The organism is Pseudomonas sp. B21128 (genome assembly GCF_044218865.1).
Classification (GTDB): Bacteria; Pseudomonadota; Gammaproteobacteria; order Pseudomonadales; family Pseudomonadaceae; genus Aquipseudomonas; species Aquipseudomonas iridis.
On sequence record NZ_CP162590.1, the window covers coordinates 4,504,113 to 4,529,172 of the forward strand.

Genomic DNA, 25,060 nt, shown 5'->3' on the forward strand with positions numbered 1-25,060 from the left:
CCCACAGGGCATTGGGGTACTGAAGATTCGGCTCAAGTCTCAAACCATTCCTGGCGCTCATTGAAGGTGTGGTGGATGAGTTCGATCAGGGTTTGCACTTCGCTGACATTCTGCGAGTCGGCATTTACGGCCAGCCAGGCATTCAGTTGCATTGGCTGTTCAAACAGGCCCGGCAGCGCCACCAGCCCACGGTCATAGCGACTCATGTACATGGGCAGCAAGCCGATGCATGCGCTGCAACGGATCATCTCCAGCATCATTTCGTAGGACTGCATCTGCACCACCCCGGCCAGACGCCGGGGCTGGGTGAGTCTCCGGGAGCTAGCCACAGAACGACGTCGGCGCTGACCGCGCGCAAGGACAGTTCACTGTCGAGGGCGATGCGGGCTCGGTGAATGACATCGATGACTCCCTGTCGATCTTCGTTGTTTGATGGCTTGCAGCACGTTGAAAATATTCTGAACCCAATGGAGAACCCTGTGGGAGCTGGCTTGCCAGCGATGGCGGAGTGTCCGTCACCAATGATGTTGAGTGTGCCGACCTCATCGCTGGCAAGCCAACTCCCACAGGGAGCGTGGCGTTTAGCGTGGATGCGTTTTCAGGTATAAACCGCCCAGGTGTCAACAATCTTGCCGCCGCGCACCGCCAGCAAATCACCGAATTGCAGGAGGACGGCTTCGCTCTGGGTCGGGCGCAGGAAGACGTGATCCTCAATCCTCAGGCCCACCGCGTTCGAGCCGTTGACCATTTCCTGATTCGAACTGCGGCCGTAAACAGTGTTGCTTTGCAGCCCCTGCGGCGATTCGAACTCGGCCATCCAGTTGCCGCCGTAGATGAAAAAGGTCTGTCGCTGATTCTGGTCCCACCACGAGAACAGTGTCGACTTGTCGTCCAGCGCCGGGATGTTGACCGCTCCGGTGCTTTTCAGCACGGGCGTGGCAATGTAAGTGGCCGGTACATGATCGACCAGGGACGGGAGATCGTAGTGCGTCGGCTTGAGCATTGCCGTACCGACTGAAACTTCCGTGCTCAGGGTTTCCTTTTCATGGATGCGATAACTCGGGCTGCCAGCGGTGTTCAGGCACAAACCGTCATGCCACAACCCCGAAAATTGCTGGCGGGTGAAATCAACGCAGCGCTGATAAATCACCATGACCCTGGCAAACAACTCCTCGGGCGAACCCAGAATCCCCGGCACCCCCATGCCCACGAACGGGTCGTAACCCATGAACCCGGAAAACTGCAGGTGCTGCGGGTTGGCACTGATCAGCGCGAGCATCTGCCCCAGCACGTTCACGTCACTGACCCCGCCGCGATGCAAGCCCACATCCAGCTCAATGTTGATGCGCATCCGCGTGCCCAAACCCTGTGCCAGCGCCAGGTACTGCTGCAAACGCTCAGGGCTGTCGAGCAGCCATTGCAACTGCCTGGCAGGATCAAACGGGCCTTTGTGGATCTGATAAAACAACTCGGCCGAGCGCACCGGCAACGGTTTGCCGAGCAAGATATCCGACTGCGCAAACGTCACCGCATCGTGATTGAGAAACGGCTGATGAAACGACATCAGTTTTTGCGTTCCGGTACGTTGCGCGATGTAGCTGAGCAACCCCGGCGATGGCAGCGACTTCTCCACCAATCGCAACTGCTTGCCGCCTCGTTTGACCGACTGCATGACCACGTCGATGTTGTGATCGAGACGATCCAGATCGATCAGGAGCACCGGGCGCATCGGCCCCTTTTCCCTCAGCTCTTTATTCAGCGCCCGGAAATAGTCGTTATAAGGCCCACCGCGATCCGCCGGCCGTAACCACGCGCCGACGCCCATCAATAAAGCTCCGACACCCAACGTGCCAAGCACAAAGCTACGTCGATTGACCGCCATCAGCTCACCCCCAGAATCGACGACAAATGCGCATTGAGAAACCGCCCACTCGGATCAAGCGCCTCGCGCACCTGGGCAAATTCACGCCAGCGCGGGTACAGCGGTTGCAGGTTTTTCGCGTTGAGCGTGTGCAACTTGCCCCAGTGCGGGCGGCCGTTGTACTTCCAGAAGATGGGCTCGACGGCGGCGAACAGATTGTGATGATCCATCTGGTAATGCTGGTGCACCGAGATCGAACAGCTGTCGCGGCCCTCGAACATGCTCAGCGGGATGTCGTCGGCCTTGACGTAGCGATACTCGATGGGAAACCAGGTGCGCAGGTCCTTGTCATGTATCAGCTTGAGGATTTCGCGCAGGCAGGCCGGGCCATGTTCGGCAGGCACCGAGTACTCCATCTCGTTGAAGCGCACCGTGCGTACGTTGGCGTAGATGTCGAACGAGTCGCCGACCCGGTCATCGAAACGCGCCAGATGCCGCAGACTGTTGAGCATCGTGCGGCGCAGTTCGGGAAAATCGCTGGCGTACTTGTCAATCTTTTCAATCAGGGTCACGAACTCGTTGCCGCCCTCCTCTTCGGGACTGATCGGCGGCGTGGTCGGGTCTTTCGTTTCATTGAGGGCGATGGACAAGGCGTAGTCGGAATGGGTAACCACGAGCATTTCCCAGTGCTGGTTTTCGCGGGTGTTGGTGTCGAGGTCTTCCAGTAATTCCTCGGTTTTGGCGATCCACTGGCGTTCGCGCAGGCGATAGGCCGGGCGGTTCTGCAGGCGAATTTTTGTTGCCACACCAAGTGCACCGAGGGATACGCGGGCGGCATTGAACACCTCAGGATGGCGCTGACTGTCACAGTCCAGCACCTCGCCGCTGGCCGTCACCAACTGCATACCGCAGACGTGGGCGGAGTAGGACTGGAAGTTTTTACCGGTGCCGTGAGTCGAGGTGGCAATCGCGCCGGCGAGGGTCTGATAGTCGATATCGGCCATGTTTTGCAGCGCTTGGCCGACGTCCTTCAGGGGCATGCCCATGCGCGACATCGGTGTGCCGGCGGCGAATTCGGCCTGCAGGGTTTTCGGGTCGTGATCGAGCAGCCCAGTGAAGTAACTCAGCGACAACAATGTGCCGTCGGTGGGCACCAGGGCGCTGAACGAATGCGCCGAGCCGACCGGGCGAATCGTGCCTTGAGCCTGACGAATCACTGTCGTCAGCTCATTGAGATTTTTCGGCGCCAGACGCGCCGCCGGCAGGCAGCTCTGCGCGCCCGACCAGTTGCGCCAAGGGATCAGCCGTGGCGCGCGCATCAATTGGCCCAATGCCGGGTTGCTTGCCAACGCGCTGAACGCGCCAACAATGCTCGCCCGTTGCAACAACTGACGCCGTGTCAGATCCATCGTCATGCGCGCACCCTTATTCTGGAAGAGGCTGGTCGGCCATGAAGCCGATCAATTGCAGGAACTGCTCTTGCGAGCACTCAACGCATTGGCCCATCGGCGGCATGCCGTTGTAGCCGTTGATGGCATGGTCGAGCAGCGTGTCGGCGCCCTGCTGGATTCGCGGCTCCCAGGCTTTGCGGTCGCCGGTGAGCGGTGCATTGGCGGCCGGGTTGGCGTGGCAGAGTTGGCAACTGTTGGCGTAGATCTGCGCCAGCGCCGGGTCGGACGGGGTAGCGCTGCTGGCGATGCTGGAAGTGACCGCCGGTTTGGCCTCGTCGCCGCATCCGGGCAGCATCGTGGCCAACGCCAGCAGCAAAATGATCAGGATTGCCCGCATAACGATCCTCAAGGGTGGCCCCACTTATTGTTGTGATCACACCTTAAGACAGCAACGCCAGAGGCTTGAGGGCATTGCGGGACAGTGAGGGGGACTTACGGGGCCAGTTGGGTTCACTCGAACTGAACCACAACATCAAAAACTGTGGGAGCGAGCTTGCTCGCGAAGAGGGAGTGTCAGGCAACAACTTTGCTGAATGTGAGTACGCCTTCGCGAGCAAGCTCGCTCCCACAGGATATCTACAGTGAGCACAGCTCTAATTCACACCTTTGCCTGACATTTTCGGGTTTAAATTTCGCCACATTCAGGCGTATAACCTGTACAGACTTTTTGATCTGCACGCGGACTTCAACACGGGGTAACGACATGACCACAGCAAACATCCTTGGCAACCTGTTCCCTTCTGTCAGCGACATCCCGGAAAAATACCGCCTCGACGGTCAGGTCGAGCAGCGCGAATACCTGGTCGACGGGCAATTGCGCCGCTGGGACGGCCCGCTCGCCACGGTTCGCAGCCCGGTCTATTTGCACGGCGACAATGGCGATGAGCAAGTGATTCTCGGCAGCACACCCCTGCTCGACGCCGACACTGCCCTCACCGCGCTGGACGCCGCCGTCCGCGCCTACGACCGTGGCCAGGGCCTGTGGCCGACCATGCGTGTGGCCGAACGCATCCAGCACGTTGAAGCGTTCCTCGGGCGCATGCGCCAGCAGCGTGACGCCGTGGTCAAGCTGCTGATGTGGGAAATCGGCAAGAACCTCAAGGACTCGGAAAAAGAGTTCGACCGCACCTGCGACTACATCGTCGACACCATCAATGCGCTGAAAGAACTCGACCGCCGCTCCAGCCGTTTCGAACTGGAGCAGGACACGCTCGGGCAAATTCGCCGCGTGCCGCTCGGCGTGGCGCTGTGCATGGGCCCCTACAACTATCCGCTGAACGAGACCTTCACCACGCTGATTCCGGCGCTGATCATGGGCAACACCGTGGTGTTCAAACCGGCCAAGCTTGGCGTGCTGCTGATTCGCCCATTGCTCGAAGCGTTCCGCGACAGCTTCCCTACCGGTGTGATCAACGTCATCTACGGCAGCGGCCGCGAAACGGTCAGCGCACTGATGGCCAGCGGCAAGATCGACATCTTCGCCTTCATCGGCACCAACAAGGCCGCCAGCGACCTGAAGAAACTGCACCCAAAACCGCACCGCTTGCGCGCGGCGTTGGGGCTGGATGCGAAGAACCCCGGCATCGTCCTGCCGGAAGTCGATCTGGACAACGCCGTCAGCGAGGCGGTCACCGGATCACTGTCGTTCAACGGCCAGCGCTGCACCGCGCTGAAAATACTGTTTGTCCATGAGGATGTGGTCGACAGCTTCATCGAAAAATTCAACACCAGACTGGCCACACTGAAACCGGGCATGCCGTGGGACAGCGGAGTGTCACTGACACCGCTGCCGGAGTCGGGCAAGGTCGATTATCTGCATGGGCTGGTCGCGGATGCGCGCAGCAAGGGTGCCGAAGTGGTCAACCCGAATGGCGGCGAGTCGCGCGAGTCGTTTTTCTACCCGGCGGTGCTGTACCCGGTGAACCCGCAGATGCGCGTGTATCAGGAAGAGCAGTTTGGCCCGGTGGTGCCGATCGTGCCGTACCGTCACCTCGATACGGTGATCGACTACGTGCTGGAGTCGGACTTCGGCCAGCAGTTGAGCATCTTCGGCACCAACCCGGTGGCCGTCGGACGGCTGGTCGACACGTTCGCCAATCAGGTCGGCCGGATCAACCTCAACGCCCAATGCCAGCGTGGCCCTGACACTTATCCGTTCAACGGCCGCAAGAACTCCGCCGAAGGCACGCTGTCGGTACACGATGCACTGCGGGTGTTTTCGATCCGCACGCTGGTGGCCACCAAATACCAGGACAGCAACAAGGATCTGATCAGCGAGATCATTCGCGGACGCGATTCGAGCTTCCTGACCACCGACTACATCTTCTGACGAGGGCCTTGCACTGAGTACGTTCAGCACCCACCGACTGCCACCGCTGTTGCGCCGAATCCTGCGTCCGCTGCTGGACCCGTACCGGCGCTACCGCCACGCCCGACTGATCCACGCTGTGCGGGTGGCATTGGGGTTGCTGGCAACCATCCTGCTGACCACCGGCATCAACCTCCCTCATGGCGAGTGGGCATCGGTGACCATGCTGGTGGTCATCGGCGGTTTGCAGCACCACGGCAACATCGGCAAAAAAGCCGCTGAACGCGCCACCGGCACCTTGATCGGCGCCGGCGTCGGTTTGTTACTGGTGGCGCAGGAGGCGTGGCTCGGCATGCCGTGGCTGACCTACTTTGCCATGGCCGTGGTGTGCGGCTTCTTCTCGTATCACGCCATCGGCAAGGGGGGGTACACCGCCCTGCTCTCCGCAATCACCGTATTTATCGTCGCCGGGCACGGTGACAACCCGATCACGGATGGGTTGTGGCGCGGGGTCGACATCCTGATCGGCATTGCCCTGGCGCTGGCATTTTCCTTTGCCCTGCCGCTGTACGCGGTGTACTCCTGGCGCTACAACCTGGCCGATGCTTTACGCGATTGCGCCACGGTATACGGACGCATCATCAGCGGCCAACCGGTCAGCGCCGACGAACATCTGAAACTGATGGGCCGCCTGGGTGCGGTGATGGTGCAACTGCGTTCGCTGATGCCGTCGGTGTCCAAGGAAGTGAAGGTTTCCATGACCGAACTCGATGCCATCCAGCGCAACCTGCGCATGTGCATCAGCACACTGGAGATCCTCGGTAACACGCGCCCCGACGCCAACGACCCCCAAGCCATGGCCCATCTGCAATCAGCGTTGAAGGCCGAGCACCGGCAGATTCGCGTGCAATTGATTGGTATGGCCCGCGCACTCAAATCGGGAGCGACGCAGCGTCTGGATCGGCCAGCGGAATTGCCGGACGCCAGCCTTGACGCACCGGTTTATAGCGATTTGGATGGCTATCGGTTGCTGACCCGGCAACTCGCCGCGAACATCGGCGAGTTGCGCCAGCGCCTGGCGAAAACCGCGCCGCGCTGGAACATTTGACGTTTTACTGCGCAGCCAGTCGCCGAACCTTGAAGCCCCAACCCTGTTGCATCCCCGCGGCGGCCAGCAGAATCGCTGCTACGCCCACCCATTGCAGGACTTCCAGGCGATGACCGAAGGCTAACCAGTCGACGAAAATCGCTGCAATCGGGTAGATGAACGACAGTGCGCCCGTCAACGCTGTCGGCAATTTCTGAATCGCGCCATAGAGCAGCACGTACATCAGGCCAGTGTGAACGATGCCCAGTGTCACCAGGCTGGCCCATGCACTCGGCGCTTGCGGCAGTGCCGAAAAGTGCGCAAAAGGCGCGAGCAACAGCACGCCGGTGCAGACCTGGATCAGCGCAATCAAGTGCGGCGGCGTGCCCGTCAGGCGCTTGATGATCAACGCGGCAATCGCATAGAGAAACGCCGCGCCCAGTGCCAGAGCAATGCCCAGCAGATACTGACTACCTCCATCGCCTTGCTGTCCGTGGGCACTGACAATCGCCAGCATGCCCATAAAGGAAATTGCCAGCCAAAACAGCTTTTGCAGGGTAATTTTCTCGCCGAGGAACAGCGCCGCCAGTCCGACCAGCATGAACGGCTGCACGTTGTACACCGCTGTGCCGATGGCGATCGAGGCCCGGGAATAAGACGCAAACAACAGCACCCAGTTGCCGACAATCGCCATGCCGCTGAGCACCGCCAGCAAGAATGTAGTGCGCGTCAGTAAGCCGGGGCGCAAAAAACCGAAAACCGCGCAAATCATCAACAAAGTGCCGGCCCCAAACACACACCGCCAGAACACCACGTCCAGCACCGGTTGCCCGGAAACCAGTACGAACCAGCCGATCGTCCCGGATATCAGCATGGCCGCGGTCATTTCAATCGAGCCGCGACGGATCGGGTTGTCCATTATCAATCTCCTCAGCGTTTGGCGAATGCGTGGCAAAAGTATGCCAATCCGACGCCGGGCCATTCCAGCGCAAAAAGCAGGCTAAAATCGGTTTCTGCCTTTTTTATCGAGGGTGGTTTTCATCAATTGCCTAATGCCGGAGATTGACCATGACCGATGACATCGACCAGATCCTCATCAGTGCCTTGATGGAGGATTCTCGGCGCTCATTAAAGGCCTTGGCGCAGATCAGTGGCCTGTCGTCGCCCAGCGTCGCGGAACGGCTGCGCCGACTGGAAGAACGCGGCGTGCTCAAGGGCTACACCGTCGAAATTGACCCTAAATGTTTTGGCTATCAATTGCAGGCCATCGTCCGCGTGCGGCCGCTGCCGGGGCAGCTGCAAGAAGTCGAGCGGCAGATTCTGGCGATTCCCGAATTCACCGAGTGCGACAAGGTCACCGGCGAGGACTGTTTCATCGCTCGCCTGCACGTACGTTCGATGGAACAGCTGGACACCCTGCTCGATCGCCTTAACAACCTGGCCGAAACCAATACGGCGATCGTCAAGAAGACGCCAGTCAAGCGCCGACTACCGCCAATGGCATGAATGCTTTTTGCCGGCGGTCAGCGTAGATTGAGGTTATTTGCGGCTAAGGAATGGCGGTATGAAAATTCAGGCAGTGATGTTGGCGACGCTTATGCTCGCCGGCTGCGGGACCGTGCAGACGGTAGTGCGCAGTGATCAAGTCGCGGCGGACTATCTGAAAGACAAGAAATCCCACTGCGGCGCCGTTCCGCGGATCTACAGCGGCGTGACCTATGATTTCTGCCTGCTGCACGCAGAGCGGCCGGATGATGTCGATGCGTTCAATTACAACAACGCAACGCCCGGCGTGCTGGTGGATGCCGCGTTGTCGGGGGTGCTGGACACACTGCTGTTGCCTTACACGATCTATAAGCAACAAGCCGATGGCAGCATCGTGATCAATTGATCACCTTTTCTGCAGGCAACAAAAAACCCGCCTAAGCGGGTTTTTTGTTATGTCATGAACTGCGATCAGTCATCGCGGCTCATGATGCCGAAGATCTGCAACAAGCTGATGAACAGGTTGTAGATCGATACATACAGGCTGATGGTCGCCATGATGTAGTTACGCTCGCCGCCGTGAATGATGGCGCTGGTCTGGAACAGGATGCAGACCGACGAGAACAGCACGAAACCTGCGCTGATCGCCAGTTGCAGGCCGCTGACCTGGAAGAAGAAGCTTGCCAGCGTTGCACCCAGCAGGACGAAGAAACCGGCGGTGATGAAACCACCCAGGAAGCTCATGTCCTTGCGGGTGATCAGCACGTAAGCCGACAGACCACCGAACACCAGTGCCGTCATCGCGAACGCGGAGCTGACCACTTCAGCGCCGCCCTGCATGCCCAGGTAACGATTGAGGATCGGGCCGAGCAGGAAACCCATGAAACCGGTCAACGCAAAGGCGGACACCAGGCCCCACGCGGAATCACGAAGTTTGTTGGTAAGGAAGAAAAGCCCGTAGAAGCCAATCAGCACCACGAAAATGTTCGGGTAGCCAACACGCATCTGCTGGGCAACGAACGCCATCACGCCGCTGAATGCGAGGGTGAGGGCGAGTAGACCATAAGTGTTGCGCAGGACGCGGCTAACCTCTAGCTGCTCAGCCTGCACGCTGTTATTAACTGCGTAATCCTGTTCGCGCATGGCGACACTCCTGTTGGTTTGAAACGTTCAGTCGCAAAGATCATAACAGACGCTCTGTAACAAGCCATGCAGAGAGTTTGACAGTGTGTTTCATTCAGGTATTATGGCGCCCGCAACGCAACGGAGGTGTGGCCGAGTGGTTTAAGGCAACGGTCTTGAAAACCGTCGACTGTAACAGGTCCATGAGTTCGAATCCCATCGCCTCCGCCATATTTGGTACCGACAAAGCCCTGATTATTCAGGGCTTTGTCGTTTCTGGCTTTCAGGAATTTGGCTTCTCTCTTTATAGACCGTTTCCGCATCTATTCGGCCATTTCCGCAACCCTTCCCTTCCGACATCACTGGTTCGACCTCGACACACCTGAGGATGTGGCTGTCTTCAACGGACAGCTTTCGGCCATTCTCTACCGTTTTTCACGACAGGATGTCTTGCCCGAGTCCAATGCTTGATCAGCGCGGGTACATTGACAGGCCTTGTCGAACAGATTGCCTGCCAGGTACACCGAAAAGGTTGCGTACAACGTCCAGTCGAACCACCCGAGCGCATTGCCTATACCTGCGGCGTGAAAAGATTTCAGGCGTCCTTGGTGAGACGTCGTATTGTTCTTATTTCATGTCCGGGTTACAGGCAGAATCGGGGCGCGCGGGGAGTCGGATCAAAGGTGCAGCGCCGGCCTGGCCTGGGCACCGCCATGGGAAGGAACCCGGACACGCAACGCAATCAGCAACGCGGCCAGCAGCATCAACACGGCCGCCGCTACAAACACGCCTGCGCTACCACCGAAGCTGAACATCGCACCGCCAGCGGCTGCGCCTGTTGCGATGGCCGACTGCACAGACGCCACTACCATGCCCCCGGCGCTTTCCGCCTGATCAGGTACGGCGCTGGCGACCCAGTTCGACCATGCCACTGGCACACCACCAAAGGCCAAGCCCCAGACCGCCAGCAGAATGGCCTGACCCGGCACCGAGGCCGGCAAAAGAACCAACGCCAGTGCCGCAACGCCCACCAGCACCGGCATCAACACCAGGGTGGCCAACGGGTGACGGGGAAGCAGCCATCCAGCCACCAGCGTGCCGACAAAGTTCGCCACACCAAACCCCAGAAGCATCAGCGACAGCCCTTGCGGGCCAATGCTTGTCGTACCTTCCAGGAATGGCCGAATATAAGTAAACATCGCAAAGTGGCCGCTGTGCACCAGCACACAACCGAACATCCCGATGGCGATGCCCGGGCGCAGCAACACCTCAAACACCGTGCGCAGGCGTGCAGGCCGGCGCGGCGCAAGGCGCGGCAGAGTAAACGACTGGAAAGTCAGGGTCACGCCCCCCACCGCCGCCGCTGCAAAGAACGCGCTGCGCCAGCCATACAGCCCGCCCAGAAAACTGCCCAACGGGACCGCAACCACCGTCCCGATAGCAATGCCGCTGAAAATGATCGAGAGCGCTCGCGGCAACAAAGCAGCCGGTACTAATCGCATCGCCACTGCCGCCGCCATGCTCCAGAACCCGCCAAGGGCGATACCCAGCAAGATACGCATCAACAGCAGCACCGCGAAACTGGAGGAAATGGCGACCAACAGATTGGATGCGATCATCAGCGTGGAAAAACCCAGGAGCACCCAGCGACGATCGATACTGCGTGTCAGGCCTGGCACCAACAGGCCGGCGAACAGCGCCACCACTGCGGTCACCGTTACGGCCTGGCCAGCTAGCGCTTCGGACACACCCAAATCGGTAGCCATCGGTGTTAACAGACTGGCCGGAAGGTACTCAGCGGTCAGCAAGCCGAACACGCCCATTGCCAACGAGAATACGGCCATCCACGCGGGGGTTGCAGGTTCTACATCCTGCCCGACGCCGGCACGGCTGTCGGTTACGGCATTACACACAAGGTCAGTCATTGCACGGATCTCCCAATCTTCATTGCGACCCGCAGTCTAGGCGCGAGAATCTGGATGATCTATGATCAAAAACCTCGTTTTTTTGACTGAAACACCTAACGATGCCTACAGATCAGTTTGCTCTCTCCTCGGAACTCATCAACGAGTTGTTGCGCGGCATGCGCCTGCGTGGCGTTGAGCACCGGCGTATCCGAGCCGGTCCAGTCTTCGGCCTGGGCTTCGCGGCCAAACCTGGGCATGCCTGGTTCCACTTCCTGGCGGTCGGGAATGCGGTGCTACGGATGGAGGACGGGACAACCTATGCGCTGTCTGCCGGCAACGCCGTATTTATCTCCCATGGGGCGGCCCATCAACTGCTTTCCCATACGGACGTGCCTGTTCAGGACATCGACCGTTTAGACGGCGCGCCCCTCGGTGAAACCGTCAGCGCGGTGGATGCCGGAACCGATGCCAACCCCACGCCGACGACCATTTTGTTCAGTAGCTGCATGGAGTTTGAGTTGGGCAGTATCCATGGCCTGGGCAGCCTGATGCCCGGCTTGATGCTGATTGATGCCGGTGGGCAGCGTTACCCCGGACTGGTGCCGATCCTGACCACCATGGAGCGCGAGGTCAGCGCCGCACGTATCGGCTTCGCCGGCATCCTCGCGCGACTGACCGACGTGGTGGCCGCCATGGTCGTTCGCGGCTGGGTGGAGTGCGCCTGCGGTAGTGCCTCTGGCCTGGTCGCCGCATTGCGCGATCCACGCTTGGCAAATGCGCTTCTTGCGCTCCACCAACAACCGGGACGCAACTGGACCGTTGCGCAGCTGGCGGAGCAATGCAATAGCTCGCGTTCAGTCTTCGCGGACCGTTTCCAAGTGACGATTGGCATGACACCACTACGCTACGTCACTGAGTTGCGAATGCGGCTTGCAAGCCAGTGGCTGACGCTGGAAAGGCTGCCAATTGAAGAGGTGGCGCTGCGCCTGGGCTATACATCTCAGGCCGCTTTCAGTCGCGCATTCAAGCGCATTACGGGCAAGACGCCTGGATTAAGTCGACAGTCGAGACAGTCCGCCGTTTCCTGACGCCGAGCAGAAGTCGTGGAGGGAGCCATAGGGCGGCTTTGCACTGCCCATGCGTCAGGCAGCTTTAGGCCAAAAGTCGCCATTCAACTCGATTCGATAATACTCAGCCGACCGTGCATCATGATGCTCGCCACCTCCCAGGGCCCGTGCCAAAAGAGCACTGCCTGATCGCGCGAATCAGCTTTTTACACTGTTCACCCCCGGCGATTGAGCCGATTGAAATGGAAGTCATCTCATGTTCGAACGTAGCAAACTGGTTCCAGAGTTAATGGTCACTGACCTGGATAGCAGTCTGGCCTTTTGGGTTTCTTGCCTGGGACTTGAAGTGGCTTATCAACGCCCAGAAGACGGATTCGCTTACCTCGACTTGAACGGTGCGCAGGTAATGCTTGAGCAGGCTGACCCGGAGGCTGGCCAATGGCTAACTGCCCCCCTGACTAAGCCGTATGGAAGAGGAATCAACCTCCAGATTGACGTTGCGGCTGTCGGCCCGATCATCCAAAAACTTGGTCAGGCTGGATTTCCACTCTATCGAGAATGCAAAGACACCTGGTATCGGGCTAACAATGTAGAAGTCGGTCAGCGCGAATTCATCGTCCAGGATCCCGATGGCTATCTCGTAAGGTTGGTAGAGCGTTTGGGAGAGCGCCCGGTTTGTTCAATCTGAACTCAGGATTCTGCCATTCAGGAAACTGGCTGCTGTCTCTATGGATCGTTTCCGCATCTTTTCGGGCACTTGCACAACCCTGCCCTTCCGACGCTGCTGCCCGCCCCCTTAACTTTAGTTGTCTCGACCCGAAGCTCGGGGGATCTGGCTGTCTTCTATCGGCGGCTTTCGTCTAAAAGTGCACGGACGGCTTGACCATCACCAAGCTGCACGGCGCGCGATTTATCAGGCATTGCGCCGTACCGCCGATAAAACCGTCGAGGCCGTGATGGTAGGACGTGCCCAGCACCATCAGGTCGAACGCGTTCTGTCGGGCAAACTGTTCGATCACCCGGTAAGGGATACCGGTCAGCAAGTGCCTGTGTTTTTCATCGACACCATAGCGCTCGGCCAGGGTATCGAACGCCTCTTGCTGAGTATCGGTGATCGCATCGCGCAAGCTGTGATCCAGACTCAGGTTCGGCACACTCATCGCGGCATCACCCACTACGGACCAATTGCTCACGTTCAGCAGATGCAACGACGCTCCGCACTCTGATGCCAAAGTCGATGCCAGGCCGAGTATCCGGTCGTTGAGCCCTTGGGTCAGGTCCTCGAGGTGGGAAAGGTCTATGGCCGCCAAAATCTTCAAAGGCGTCGGGTTCGCTGCATCGGTGACCAGGTGCAGACAGGCTGGGCAATCGCGCAGCAACAGCCAGTCCAGTGGTTGATGGAATGCCCGATCAAGGGCCGGAACATGGTGGGCGTCCTTGATGACCAGATCGGCGTGGAAGTCATTGACGTACTCAAGCACATGCGCCGGTGTGGACCTGGCCCAGACCACTTCGGTAGTGACTTGCTCGCCGCTGCCACGCTCGAATCGGGCTTGCTGTTCCAGCCAATGCCGATGCACCTGCAAATAACCTTCGCGCGCCTGCGCCATGGCGTTGTGGTCAAACAGACCGGCAAGCGCCAAGGCCTGCACATAATCGAAGGCCACGATGTGCAACAACGCACCGCTGGCCCGGGCCAGAGCCTGGGCGCGGTCAAACGCCGGAGTGCGGGTCATTTCGGCGGGTGCGATCAATAGAATGCGTTTGAGCTTGAACATGACGTACCTCTCCTGGCAATGCTTCGCCGGCCTGATTGCCAGCCCGACATCCGTGTCCGGTTTGATGAAATCGCCGACGACTTGCGCGTTGCCTTTTCGGCCATCCGCTTGATGCGCTCATTGGCCTCGACGGCTGCACGCTCCGGTGGCTGTAGCCACCAGAGGATACTCAGCACGATGATGGATGAGCGCAGGTTCATGATTCCCCTTGGTCAATCACTGCTCTGCCAAATCGCTGAACTGAGTATCTGACGATGCGCGCTCCCGACTCTGATTTTTGTCAACAAAAGACAGCATCGATGGGTAGCGGTGAATTCGCTGCTGTGTCGATTCTTTACGAGTGTTTGTTACGCCTGAGCGACTGGCTGCCCAAATTGAAAAACCGGGCAATGATTGATTTACATCAAGTATCAACAGCAACCTTGAAGCTTAATAAAGACGAAGCTGCCAGCGTCTCGGTAATCCGGGCACTCCGCTCGTCTGCAATCACGGTGAAAGGCCAAATGAAAAGTACTCGCGCCGCTACGACGCCTATGCTTATCACGACCCTTGGAGGCGCCTTTCCCATGCTTGAAACTCATTCTCCCCCGCCACTGCTCAAAGCTGCCTGTTCCAGTTGCAGCGTGGTGGAGCTATGCCTGCCGATCGGCCTGACGGGTTCGGAGGTCGATCGACTCGATACACTGATCGTGCAGCGATACAAGGTGAAGAAAGGCACCGCGCTATACCGGGCAGGTGACCCGCTGCGCTCGCTGTACGCTGTGCGCATAGGTTCGTTCAAGACCAGCGTGCTGTCCGTCGATGGCCGAGAACAAGTGACGGGGTTTCATATACCCGGCGAAATGCTCGGTCTGGATGCCATCAGTGCCGATCAGCATGCCTGCACTGCGTATGCCCTGGAGGACAGCGAAGTCTGCCCGATTCACTTCGCGCAACTGGAAAAACTGGCGCAAAGCCTTCCATCCCTGCAGCACAACCTCAACAAACTGTTGAGCCGGGAAATTGTGCGTGACCACAGCATGTTGATGCTGATGGGCAATATGAACTCCGATGAGCGCCTGGCGGCATTCCTGCTCAACCTCTCGCAACGCCTGAGCGTGCGTGGCTATTCCTCCAAAGAGTTTGTGCTGAAAATGCGCCGTGAAGAGCTCGGCTCCTACCTTGGGCTGCGTCTGGAGACCATCTGTCGTGGCATTGCCCACTTGCGCGATCAGGGGCTGGTGGAAATCGCCGGTCGCGACGTGACCATCCAGAACATGGACGGCCTCAAACACATGGTGTCCGGCTGCAATCGCCAGAATCAATGACACCGTCCCTAACGCAGATCGATCAGGCGCGCCCGTCCTGGTTTTGTGCGCCCTCGGGCAAGCCGTTGCAAAGCGACGAGCGTCCTGTACCCATCAATTTTAAATAATCCGGCTTTCTACGCTTTGAACATCACGTGAGAAGACCAGCACTCGGCGTTAGCGGGTTTATTACCGCGGTCGTTGGAGGGCTGCTACATGGCTTGAGTGCCAATCCATGGGGCTAACGGCTGGCAGATCGTATTGATTGATAATTATCAGAAATGCCCCCGTCTGCCGGTACTAGTGTTGTGACAAGACCGTAACTCAACGTGTCCGACCCACTCTCATAGCAAAATTTGGGCAGGCGCGTGAGCGTTGTCAGGCAGCTGGTCAGATTGTCCATCGCCATTTTCGGCGGGAGCCTGAGCCTGCTTCGCAGTGCATTCGAGGGTTGAGCGGTGATGCTTTTCGCAGATCCAGGGGATTCCGATGGCCGACTCAAGCAAGAAAATGAACCTCATGGGGCTCACCACACTGGTTGCGGTAAACATGATGGGCTCAGGCATCATTATGTTGCCGACGAGCATGGCCCAACTCGGGGCTGTTTCATTGTTGTCATGGATCGTCACCGCTGTTGGATCCATGGCCATCGCGTATTGTTTTTCCCAATGTGGCATCTATTGTCTGCGCTCGGGCGGGTTATCCGCCTACACCGAAGAAGCGCACGCAAAATCAGGTTTTTTCCTGTGCTCTTATCTGTATTTCCTGTCGCTGGCCATCGCCAACGTGGCCGTGGCCATCTCCGCAGTGGGATACATGACATCGTTCATGCCTTGGCTGGGAAGCGGCGCCATTCCATTGTTCATCGGAACGGTCGGCTTGCTCTGGTTAACCACCGTGGCTAATTTTGGCGGCCCTGGCATCACGGGCAGGATGGGTGCGGTTACTGTCTGGGGGGTGATCATCCCGGTAGCGGGCTTGAGCATCATCGGTTGGTTCTGGTTCAAAACCGATCTGATAATCGCTGCCTGGAACCCGAACAACCTGCCCATATCCGAAGCGATCAGCAAAGCGATTCCTCTGACCCTCTGGGCTTTTCTCGGCATGGAGTCGGCTGCCCAGGCCTCTGATGCGGTGGAAAACCCCACGCGCACCGTACCGCTGGCCTGCCTGTTCGGCACACTGGGGGCCGCCGCTGTCTATGTGCTATCCACGACGGTCATTCAGGGCATCATTCCCAATGCCGAACTGGCCAACTCATCAGCCCCTTTCGCGCTCGTGTATGCGCACATGTTCAACCCCACGGTCGGCAACATCATCATGGCGCTCGCGGTGATGGCCTGTGTGGGATCACTGTTGGGCTGGCAGTTCACTCTGGCGCAAACCGCCAAGATGACGGCTGATCAGGGCATGTTCCCAAAACTGTTCAGTAAGGTCAGCGCACACAATGCCCCCGTCGTCGGGATGGTGGTCTGTGGCGTGCTGCAGACCTTGATGGCGCTGTCGACCATTTCGCCAAACGCGAGTGCACAGTTCGGAAAACTCGTCAGCCTCGCCGCGGTGACCAACCTGATCCCCTACGTGACGGCAGCCACCGGGCTGCTGGTCATGATGTACAAAGCCAAAGTCAGCGCAGGCGTATACACGCGCAACACTCTGCTGTTAGTGGTTGCCGTCGCCTATTCCTTGTATGCGCTGTATGCCTGCGGCAAAGACGCCGTGTTCGGCGGCATCCTTGTTCTGGTGTTCGGCTACTTGCTCTACGGTTTCCTCGCCAAACGTTTTGTCGACGTCCCGGCGCCTGCTAACACCCGGGCCGATAACCCTTGATCCAAGTGTTCAGTACGACACAGACATCTGAATTCGAGGAAACCCGTGTATGAACGTAAAACTTGCCAAAGCAAACAACCTGCTGCTCGTCTGCATACTGGCGCTGCTACCGATAATGGTCCATGGCAATACGCTTGAGCGCATACGCGCGAGTCACGCTATCACTCTGGGCTACTTACCTGACTTCGTGCCTTTCAGTGATCAGGCAGCCGATAAAGCCAGCGGTTATGCCATCGATCTTTGTCTGAAAATAGCCGAGAAGGTCAAGACCGATTTGAATTTGCCTGAGTTGAAAGTTCAGTACCAACCTGTCTCACTCAAAGACGAGATGAATGCCGTCAGTTCGGGGAAGATCGACATTCTTTGTACGCCGACCCCACCCACACTGGCACGGAGGAAGATCGTCAGCTACTCGGTGCCAATTTACACGGCCGGTCTCTCGGCAGTGGTCCGCCAGAATGCTTCCGACGCCTTGCTCAATGTGCTGGGCGGCAAGGTGGCTCATACAGGACCAACGTGGCGAGCGACTGTGAACCTTGGTCTGTCCAATCAAACGTATGCCGCCATCGCTGGCGGTGTCACCGAGACGTGGATACATCAGCAGATGCGATTGCTGGGTGTTGTAGCCACTTTGATCACAGTAGAGAACGCAGATGCAGGTCTCAATCTGGTTGCCAATGGCAAAGCCGATGCCTTCTTCGCTGAACGCATGATGCTCAAGCATCTGCTAACCAGCAATTACCCTTCGGGAAACCTGGTACTGCTAGAGCGGATTTTTGAGTACGCACCGACTGCAATGGCAGTGGATCGAGAGGATGAAGATTTCCGTCTGCTGGTCGACACCGCGCTGAGTGAAATGTATCGATCCGGCGACATTGAACGGGCATTCGAAAAATATCTGGGGGGAGCCGGTGATTCGGCCAAAAAGCTATTCAAGATCTATGCGATACCTTAGCGACGTGCTGAAAACACGTTTGAATGCTGATTCCAGCGCCATGGGCCAGCAGAGTCTAAGGCTGCACCCGCCCCACCTGCCCTTCGTTGATTTCCATCAAACCGATGCCAATGAAGAACCGCGAGGCCTGTGCCTGATTTAGATCAGATGCAGCCGCGGGCAACGGTGTAGAAGGAAGCCAAGCGGACGTTTTTTTCACCGCGCGCCAGCCTTTCAACTGGATGGAGGATGACCCATGCTCACCGTTAAAGACCACAACGATCAGGCCGTAGCCGCCTATGCGGCGGTCTCCGGCCAATATTGGATTGAGGCGCTCAAGGACGGCCGCCATGTGTTGATCCGCCCGCTTTCGGAAAAGGATCGTGAGCGCGAATACAACTTCATCAAGCGCCTGTCACCCGAATCCAGGCACATGCGCTTTCTTGCCCAGATCAGCGAACCTGGCACCGCCCTGCTCGACCAGTTGATGGACACCGACAACAAACAGCGTACGGCCTTCATTGCACTGGTTCACGAGAACGGCAAGTTGATCGAAATCGGTATCAGCCGTTATGCCGGCACCGGCGAATATCAGTGCGAATGCGCCGTGACGGTCGCTGATGAATGGCGGCACTTGGGCCTGGGCACATTGCTGATGGAGCAGTTGATCAAGACTGCCCGCCACAACGGTTTTCGCCAGATGTATTCGGTCGACGCTGCGAGTAACGCGTTGATGCGCGATCTGGCCAAAAGTCTAGGGTTTGAGACTCACAATGATCCCGACGATCCGCACCAGGTCATTCATCGACTTCACCTGTAAAAAATCGCCCCGTGATGTGTCGGCCAACGGCTCATTACGGGGCGATCCCGTTTCAGGACTGCAAGGTGTGTTGTGGCTTGATCGCCAACACACTGCACGGAGCGCGATGCAGCAGTTGTTCGGCGGTGGTGCCTAACAACTTGCTCAAGCCGTGGTGCTGCACCGTTCCCATCACAATGACGTCAATCTGCTGCTTGTCGGCGAACTCGCAGATGCTTGGCACCGGCGCGCCCTCGATGAAATGTCGGCATGGATCTGGCACGCCGTGACGTTCGGCCAGGGCCGCAAACGCCTCATGCTGAGCGCTACCCAGCGTTTCGTGAACACCGGTGGCCAGCGGCAATGCGCCGAAACCCATGTCCGTGGTGTAAACCGTCGTCCAGTCATACACATGCACCAGCTCAAGTCTGGCATCACATTGCTCAGCCAATCGGGTGGCTGCATCAAGGATCTGGTCGTTGAACAGGCAATCCTGTTCTTCGCTGCGCAAGACATCAACGATGGCCAGTACATTGCGCGGGCGAGAATGAGTGTCGTCAGTCACCAGGTGTACCGGCACCGGACAATCGCGTAACAGTTGCCAATCCAGCGGGGTATAAAAAATGCGTTTCAACGCCGACTCGTGCTGGGCATCCTTGATGATCAATATCACCGGCATCTCATTGACGAACTGCAGGATCTCGACAAAGGGATCCTGAACCCAGACCACCTCGGTGGTGACCTTGATGTGATGTCTTGCCAGCAATGACGCCTGCTCTGTGAGCCACTGGCGATGGGTGCGCAAATAACCATCGCGGGCCAGGCGGATTTGCTCAGGGGCAAACAGGCCGGCCACCGCCAGCGCTTGCACATAGTCGAAGGCCACGATGTGCAGCGGCACCTGCATGGCCTGGGCAAGCGCCGCCGCGCGCTCGAACGCCGGTGTGCGCTCCATGGTGGGAGGAGCGATCAACAGTAAACGCTGAGTTTGCGACATTGGATACCTCGGCACGCGGCCAGCCAAAAGGAATAGACCTTCCGCGTGAACGCTGCGGCCGCAAGCACTTTGATCTTTGTCAGCAACTGGACGGATTTTGACGCAGGGCATGACCCGAGCAAAAGTTGACTTCGGTCAAGAGACCCGCTGTGCCGTGCCCTAGCCTGAAGCCAGGTCTTCTGTGTCAACGGCAGTATTGGAGGGGTGCGATGATCGAAAGTGACCAGCAAGTACTGGCAAGAGCATTGGACGCCGCAACGAATCCGGTTTTGATAACAGAACGTACGGGATGCATCGTTTGGATTAACAAAGCCTTCTGCCTGCTGAGCGGCTACTCCAAACCGGAGCTGTTGGGCAAGACTCCACATTTGCTGGCCTCGGGACGCCAAGACACAACTTTTTATCGCAACCTTTGGATGACAATACTGGCCGGCCTTACCTGGCAGGGCGAAATGGTCGAGCGTCGCAAGGATGGAGGCACCTGCACCGTCAATCAGGTCATAACTCCGGTTCTCGATCATCAGGGTGTGGTGACCCATTTCATCTCCATCCTGCACAACTTTAAGATCAGGGACGAAGAACGCGCTGCCATGCAGGAGCTGGCATTCCATGATCCCTTGACCGGATTGCCCAACCGCGTGCTATTCCTGAACCTGCTCAATAAGGCAATCAACGGCGCTCACACTCATCCGTCGACACTGGCGTTGATGTTCATCGATCTGGACCGTTTCAAAGGCGTCAACGACACCTTTGGTCACGCTTGCGGCGACAAGTTGCTGGTCGCCGTGGCTGAGCGTCTGGGCCAGTCGGTGCGAAGGTCTGATGTGGTCTCGCGCCTGGGCGGTGACGAGTTCGCGATCCTGATCCCGGGCATGGATCGGAGCGAATTGATCGAAGCGCTGGCGAACAAACTGATCACCTCCATGGATCAGCCCTTCATGATCGATAACCATCGGATAGAGATGCGTATCAGCGTCGGTATCAGCGTATACCCGACTGATGGGACGAGTGTTGAGCAATTACTGGGGCGCGCAGACAATGCGATGTACGAAGCCAAGCGTAACGGCGGCAACGCCTGCCGCTTCAGTCTGCTGGCGCCGGGTTGCGAGTCAGCTTGCGATTAAATCAACACGTAGCCTGCCCACATCGCGAGCGTCAGCAACAGCTGGCCCGGGATCACATAGGCGGCGAACCGTCTGCCGCCGCTGACCCAGGCCACTACACATTTACTCACCGAGTTACTGCTGACGGCAATCAGCGCGGGCGCGGCTATGGCGTCATAGGGCAGCTGCCCCGCCTTGGCAAGATTCGCCACAGAGGCCGTGGCGGAATGCGCATCGGCAAAGCCTGTCAGGGTCGCCGTGAGCATCATTCCCGCCTGGCCAAAGTGGTTGAGCATTACCGATGACAGCAGCGTGATGCCGGTCAGGGTCAGCGTCACGATGATGGCGAGTTTGAGATTGAACGCGCCGGAGGTCTTGATCGGCTCGCTGCGGGTACCCCGTGTCGGGTCGGGAAACATCAGGCAGGCGCCATAAGAGACTGTCGCTGCCAAACCGAAGCCCAATGGCGCCCACACGTCGCGCAGCAAGTCCGGATCAACCATGGCGAAGATCAGGCCGACCTGAACCACCGTGGCAAGATTGGACAGAATGGCGGCCGCGCTGAGGATCCTGATGTTGTCCGGCTCATGGACGACTCGCTGCCCCATGGTCGCGATCGTTACGGTACTCGAAGCAAACCCGGAGGCGATTGCACTGATCACGTAGCCGTAGCGGCTGCCCAGCGTACGCACGGCGATATGACCGGTCGCGCCGACCAGCATCAGCAACACCGTCAGCGTACAAATAGTGCGTGGATTGATCGCGGCGTAGGGTCCCATGTACCGATCCGGCACCAATGGCAACACGACCAGCGCCGCGATCAGCAAGATCAGGCCGTCGCGCATCTCAGCTTCGGTCAACTGGCTGTTGGCAAAATGATGCAGCGTCTGGCGATACGCCAATAAACCCGCGATGACCACGCCAAGGGCAATTGCCAGCGCCGGCGCGGTCGTACACAACGCGCCCAACAGCAACACCGTGATTAACGCCACCTCGCTGGTTACCCCGGGATCGTCGCTGCGGCTGCGCCAATACGCGACGCTGATCAGCAGCGTCACACAGGCGGCGATGATCCCCACCAGCAGGCCACCGCCGACTTGCAGCGCGACATAGCCCAACAAAGCGGTAATGGCGAACGTGCGCAAGCCGGCGCAGTGTCGCGCATCGCCAGTGCCCTTGTGCCGTTCACGCTCAAGACCGATGAGCATGCCGATCCCCAACGCCGCCGCGGCACCGGAAAGATCGAAAACTTCGTTCATGATGGGTAGCGCCCCGCAGCGTTTGCGAACTGCCCTGCACGCAGCTCACAGCGATCATTCAACGCTCGCCCCCATTCGGCGAACCGCAACCGGCCTCGTTGGCGTCTGAGCACAAGCATTTGGCCACATATGAGGTGCATTGATGCGGGCCTGAAGCACATCGACAAAATCCTTCGCAGCCTTGACGCTCCTGAAGTTCACATCCCAGCCATCCAGGTGCACGACCCAAACATGGGGTGCCTGCCTTTCAGTGATCTCGATGTTCATGAAAACCTCGGTTTCAGCGGCACATCCATGTGCTTTCAAGGAGTGATTGCCACTTTCATAACGCCGTCGCGTTGATGCGCGAATAGTTCGTAGGCGGCCTCGATATCGTCCAGTCTGAATCGGTGAGTCACCAGCGGCGAGAGATCTACGGCACCGCTCTGCACCACTCCCATCAAGCGCCGCATGCGTTCCTTACCGCCCGGGCACAGGGTGGAGACGATGCTGTAATCGCCCAGGCCCGCGGCAAACGCGCCGAGCGGGATACGTAAATCGCTGGAATACACACCGAGGCTGGATAAGCGCCCACCGGGACGCAGCACCCGCAATGCCGACTCGAACGTGCCCTGAGTGCCCAGCGCTTCGATGGACACATCGACGCCACGGCCATCGGTCAGCGCCATAATCTGCTCCACCACGTCACCGTCATTGAAGTTGACGGTATCGGTCGCGCCCAACTGGCGGGCCACACTCATTCGTTCAGGCACCGCGTCCACACCGATGATGCGGGTGGCGCCTTTGAGGCGAGCCCCGGCCACGGCACACAGGCCAATAGGCCCCAAGGCGAAAACAGCGACCGTGTCACCAATAGCAATCTCGCCGCGTTCTGCGCCGGAAAACCCGGTAGACATGATATCCGGGCACATCAGCACCTGTTCGTCGCTCAGTCCATCGGGAATCGGGCACAGATTGGCCAGCGCATCCGGTACCAGCACGTACTCGGCCTGGCAGCCGTCGAGGGTATTGCCGAACTTCCAGCCGCCGATGGCCTTGAAGCCATGCCGGGTCTCGGGTCCATCCTGCGAGCCGCAACCACACAGGCAGGCATAACTTTGCCCGCTGGGGGTGATGGCGCCGGCAATCACCCGCTGCCCTTCGACAAAACCGCGTACTTGCGAACCCAATCGTTCAATGACGCCGACCGGTTCGTGACCGATGGTCAGCCCTATGGCCACTGGGTACTCGCCGCGCAGGATATGCACATCAGTGCCGCAAATGGTCGTGGTGGTGATGCGGACCAACGCATCCAGTGGCCCTACTTCGGGTATCGGTTTGTCGTCGAGCACGATGCGGTTTTTTTCAACGAAGATCGCGGCTTTCATGGTGGCCATGGTGACTTCTCCCTGCGCCAGTGGCGCGTTTGAGTTCAGCACTCCACCGGAGCTTGCGCCGCGGTGTCAGACCGGAGGTTGATAATGGTCAACAATCGGTGAATGAGCCGCAATGCCCGACCGTGCATCCGATGGTGTGATTGATCAGCCAAGCATTTGACAAATATCAAGCGCCCCGCCGCCGCTCGCGCCAGGATCAGTACATGTCACTGCCCTGCTCGTGAACGTTTGAGTTCATGAGCGCATTACTGCTGTGATGACCCACGGGAGTTCTGTCATGTCTGATCAAGCACGCTTCATGCTCGTTGCCTCGCCGCTGATGAAGAACAGCCCTGCGTTCGACCGCGCCGCCGCACTGGCTAAAGCCTCGGATGCCGCACTGCACATCGTGGCGTTCGATTATCTGGAGGGTCTGGCGACCGCCGGGCTGGTCAACGAACAGGCCCTGGAACAGATGCGCCTGGGCTACGTCGAGCGCCATCACCAATGGCTCGAAGACCAGGCCCGGCCACTGCGCAAAATCGGTGTGCACGTCACCACGGAAGTGGTGTGGGTAGAACAGCCCTTGCAGGAAATCCTCATCCACCTGCGGGAGCAGCCGATGGCTGCGCTGATCAAAGCACTGGAGCATGAGTCGCTGCTATCACGCCTTATGTTCACGCCGCTGGACATCCACCTGCTGCGTGAATGCCCGGTGCCGCTGCATTTTGTCAGTCACGTACAACACGCCCTGCCGCGGCGAATCGTTGCCGCCGTCGATCCCTTCCATCGCGATGGCCAGTACGAGGGACTCAACGACCGGATCCTGAGCGAAGCGGCAAAACTGGCGAGCACCTGCAACGCCGAACTTGACGTGATCTATGCCCATGACCTGTCGTCCCTCAGCGCCGCCGAATTCGGCTTTGATAACGCGTCAGCGTTCTTTTCCTCCAGCGCCGCCAAAAGCCTGTTTGACGCCCAAGGCGAAGCCTTCCAGGCGCTGGCTGCGCGCAACAATATCCCGGCAGAAAACCAGCACATGATTATGGGAGATCCAGCCAAGGTGCTTTCCAGCTACGCCGATGCATACGATGTCGACGTGATCGTAATGGGCCGTATTACCCATCGAGGGATAGGCCGACTGATCGGCAGTACGGTGGAGCATCTGTTGTACAAAATGCCTTGCAGCGTGTGGGTCGTGGCGCCAGAAATGCTCGCGATGGGCACATCTGGCACGCTACGGCTTTGAACTGGACTCAAAACAAGCCAGTGGGGGTCTGAAAGCGGCATGGCGGCAGAGCAGTCCAGATGACTGCGTCCAGTTGGCGGGGGCATGCCCATTCAGCGATCCCGCTCACCGAAGAGCGACTGGAGGTGAAGAGTTTGGCACTGCCGATGGGCAGAGAACCAGGCGAAAAGTCATGCTCTATT

Annotated in this window: 23 protein-coding genes, 1 tRNA gene and 1 pseudogene; 13 read left to right on the forward strand and 12 right to left on the reverse strand. The window is 58.6% G+C overall.

What is annotated here, in order from left to right; translation table 11 throughout:
- Window positions 1–32: 32 nt before the first annotated feature.
- The 4 genes and pseudogenes from AB4P91_RS20085 to AB4P91_RS20100 form a co-directional block, all read right to left on the reverse strand.
- A pseudogene (locus AB4P91_RS20085) lies at window positions 33–382 on the reverse strand (hypothetical protein); the annotation flags it as partial.
- A gap of 216 nt (window positions 383–598) precedes the next feature.
- Complete coding sequence (locus tag AB4P91_RS20090) at window positions 599–1,825, reverse strand: DSD1 family PLP-dependent enzyme (protein WP_395604984.1); 1,227 nt, start codon at window positions 1,823–1,825, stop codon at window positions 599–601.
- A gap of 56 nt (window positions 1,826–1,881) precedes the next feature.
- On the reverse strand, window positions 1,882–3,210 hold the full coding sequence (locus tag AB4P91_RS20095) for a D-arabinono-1,4-lactone oxidase (RefSeq protein ID WP_395604985.1): 1,329 nt from the start codon (window positions 3,208–3,210) through the stop codon (window positions 1,882–1,884).
- Window positions 3,211–3,286: 76 nt separating this feature from the next.
- Window positions 3,287–3,649 carry a c-type cytochrome gene (locus AB4P91_RS20100; RefSeq protein ID WP_395603502.1) on the reverse strand — a complete coding sequence of 121 codons (363 nt, stop codon included), beginning with the start codon at window positions 3,647–3,649 and terminating at the stop codon, window positions 3,287–3,289.
- Between the two features lie 366 nt (window positions 3,650–4,015).
- Between AB4P91_RS20100 and AB4P91_RS20105 the strand changes: the two genes are divergently transcribed.
- Window positions 4,016–5,641: an NADP-dependent glyceraldehyde-3-phosphate dehydrogenase gene (locus tag AB4P91_RS20105; RefSeq protein ID WP_150591691.1), complete on the forward strand. Its 1,626-nt coding sequence runs from the start codon at window positions 4,016–4,018 to the stop codon at window positions 5,639–5,641.
- Window positions 5,642–5,687: 46 nt separating this feature from the next.
- A complete protein-coding gene (locus tag AB4P91_RS20110; RefSeq protein WP_395604986.1) occupies window positions 5,688–6,728 on the forward strand; it encodes an FUSC family protein in 1,041 nt (346 codons plus the stop codon).
- A gap of 4 nt (window positions 6,729–6,732) precedes the next feature.
- On the opposite strand, the gene AB4P91_RS20115 is transcribed toward AB4P91_RS20110, so the two are convergent.
- Window positions 6,733–7,626, reverse strand: coding sequence for a DMT family transporter (locus AB4P91_RS20115; protein ID WP_150591689.1), 894 nt, complete (start codon window positions 7,624–7,626; stop codon window positions 6,733–6,735).
- Window positions 7,627–7,775: 149 nt separating this feature from the next.
- Here AB4P91_RS20115 and AB4P91_RS20120 point away from each other — a divergent pair, with 149 nt between their 5' ends.
- Entirely contained in the window at window positions 7,776–8,213 is a 438-nt protein-coding gene (locus AB4P91_RS20120; protein WP_150591688.1) for an Lrp/AsnC family transcriptional regulator, read from the forward strand.
- A gap of 58 nt (window positions 8,214–8,271) precedes the next feature.
- The gene (locus AB4P91_RS20125; RefSeq protein ID WP_150591687.1) at window positions 8,272–8,598 is read left to right on the forward strand and encodes a YceK/YidQ family lipoprotein; all 327 of its coding nucleotides are present in this window, start codon (window positions 8,272–8,274) and stop codon (window positions 8,596–8,598) included.
- 65 nt (window positions 8,599–8,663) lie between these two features.
- Here AB4P91_RS20125 and AB4P91_RS20130 read toward each other — a convergent pair whose 3' ends face one another.
- Entirely contained in the window at window positions 8,664–9,335 is a 672-nt protein-coding gene (locus AB4P91_RS20130) for a Bax inhibitor-1/YccA family protein (protein WP_007915443.1), read from the reverse strand.
- A 122-nt stretch (window positions 9,336–9,457) separates the two neighbouring features.
- On the opposite strand from AB4P91_RS20130, the gene AB4P91_RS20135 reads away from it, so the two are divergent.
- Window positions 9,458–9,545: transfer RNA gene (locus AB4P91_RS20135), tRNA-Ser, on the forward strand.
- A 446-nt stretch (window positions 9,546–9,991) separates the two neighbouring features.
- On the opposite strand, the gene AB4P91_RS20140 is transcribed toward AB4P91_RS20135, so the two are convergent.
- Window positions 9,992–11,239: an MFS transporter gene (locus AB4P91_RS20140; RefSeq protein WP_395603503.1), complete on the reverse strand. Its 1,248-nt coding sequence runs from the start codon at window positions 11,237–11,239 to the stop codon at window positions 9,992–9,994.
- Between the two features lie 101 nt (window positions 11,240–11,340).
- Here AB4P91_RS20140 and AB4P91_RS20145 point away from each other — a divergent pair, with 101 nt between their 5' ends.
- Entirely contained in the window at window positions 11,341–12,309 is a 969-nt protein-coding gene (locus tag AB4P91_RS20145; protein WP_395603504.1) for an AraC family transcriptional regulator, read from the forward strand.
- Between the two features lie 235 nt (window positions 12,310–12,544).
- Complete coding sequence (locus AB4P91_RS20150) at window positions 12,545–12,976, forward strand: VOC family protein (protein WP_150591684.1); 432 nt, start codon at window positions 12,545–12,547, stop codon at window positions 12,974–12,976.
- A 172-nt stretch (window positions 12,977–13,148) separates the two neighbouring features.
- Here the strand turns inward: AB4P91_RS20150 and AB4P91_RS20155 are convergent, their stop codons facing one another.
- Window positions 13,149–14,066, reverse strand: coding sequence for a universal stress protein (locus tag AB4P91_RS20155; RefSeq protein ID WP_150591683.1), 918 nt, complete (start codon window positions 14,064–14,066; stop codon window positions 13,149–13,151).
- A 566-nt stretch (window positions 14,067–14,632) separates the two neighbouring features.
- Between AB4P91_RS20155 and fnr the strand changes: the two genes are divergently transcribed.
- The 4 genes from fnr to AB4P91_RS20175 all read left to right on the forward strand — a co-directional run bounded on the left by fnr (window position 14,633) and on the right by AB4P91_RS20175 (window position 18,936).
- Window positions 14,633–15,373, forward strand: a complete 741-nt coding sequence (fnr, locus tag AB4P91_RS20160; protein WP_395603505.1) for a fumarate/nitrate reduction transcriptional regulator Fnr — start codon at window positions 14,633–14,635, stop codon at window positions 15,371–15,373.
- Between the two features lie 468 nt (window positions 15,374–15,841).
- Window positions 15,842–17,182 (forward strand): putrescine-ornithine antiporter, encoded by a 1,341-nt coding sequence (gene potE, locus AB4P91_RS20165; protein WP_395603506.1) that lies wholly within the window; start codon window positions 15,842–15,844, stop codon window positions 17,180–17,182.
- A gap of 49 nt (window positions 17,183–17,231) precedes the next feature.
- Window positions 17,232–18,137 carry an amino acid ABC transporter substrate-binding protein gene (locus AB4P91_RS20170; protein WP_150687430.1) on the forward strand — a complete coding sequence of 302 codons (906 nt, stop codon included), beginning with the start codon at window positions 17,232–17,234 and terminating at the stop codon, window positions 18,135–18,137.
- A gap of 235 nt (window positions 18,138–18,372) precedes the next feature.
- On the forward strand, window positions 18,373–18,936 hold the full coding sequence (locus AB4P91_RS20175; protein ID WP_395603507.1) for a GNAT family N-acetyltransferase: 564 nt from the start codon (window positions 18,373–18,375) through the stop codon (window positions 18,934–18,936).
- 52 nt (window positions 18,937–18,988) lie between these two features.
- Here the strand turns inward: AB4P91_RS20175 and AB4P91_RS20180 are convergent, their stop codons facing one another.
- Window positions 18,989–19,912, reverse strand: a complete 924-nt coding sequence (locus tag AB4P91_RS20180) for a universal stress protein (protein WP_395603508.1) — start codon at window positions 19,910–19,912, stop codon at window positions 18,989–18,991.
- A gap of 209 nt (window positions 19,913–20,121) precedes the next feature.
- On the opposite strand from AB4P91_RS20180, the gene AB4P91_RS20185 reads away from it, so the two are divergent.
- A complete protein-coding gene (locus tag AB4P91_RS20185) occupies window positions 20,122–21,036 on the forward strand; it encodes a diguanylate cyclase domain-containing protein (protein WP_395603509.1) in 915 nt (304 codons plus the stop codon).
- Here AB4P91_RS20185 and AB4P91_RS20190 read toward each other — a convergent pair.
- The 3 genes from AB4P91_RS20190 to AB4P91_RS20200 are packed head-to-tail and all read right to left on the reverse strand — an operon-like array spanning window position 21,033 to window position 23,650.
- Window positions 21,033–22,274, reverse strand: a complete 1,242-nt coding sequence (locus AB4P91_RS20190) for an MgtC/SapB family protein (RefSeq protein WP_395603510.1) — start codon at window positions 22,272–22,274, stop codon at window positions 21,033–21,035. The genes AB4P91_RS20185 and AB4P91_RS20190 overlap by 4 nt on opposite strands.
- A gap of 54 nt (window positions 22,275–22,328) precedes the next feature.
- Window positions 22,329–22,541, reverse strand: a complete 213-nt coding sequence (locus AB4P91_RS20195; protein ID WP_395603511.1) for a hypothetical protein — start codon at window positions 22,539–22,541, stop codon at window positions 22,329–22,331.
- Window positions 22,542–22,576: 35 nt separating this feature from the next.
- Window positions 22,577–23,650: an NAD(P)-dependent alcohol dehydrogenase gene (locus AB4P91_RS20200; protein ID WP_150591674.1), complete on the reverse strand. Its 1,074-nt coding sequence runs from the start codon at window positions 23,648–23,650 to the stop codon at window positions 22,577–22,579.
- Between the two features lie 277 nt (window positions 23,651–23,927).
- On the opposite strand from AB4P91_RS20200, the gene AB4P91_RS20205 reads away from it, so the two are divergent.
- A complete protein-coding gene (locus AB4P91_RS20205) occupies window positions 23,928–24,878 on the forward strand; it encodes a universal stress protein (protein WP_395603512.1) in 951 nt (316 codons plus the stop codon).
- Window positions 24,879–25,060: the final 182 nt, after the last annotated feature.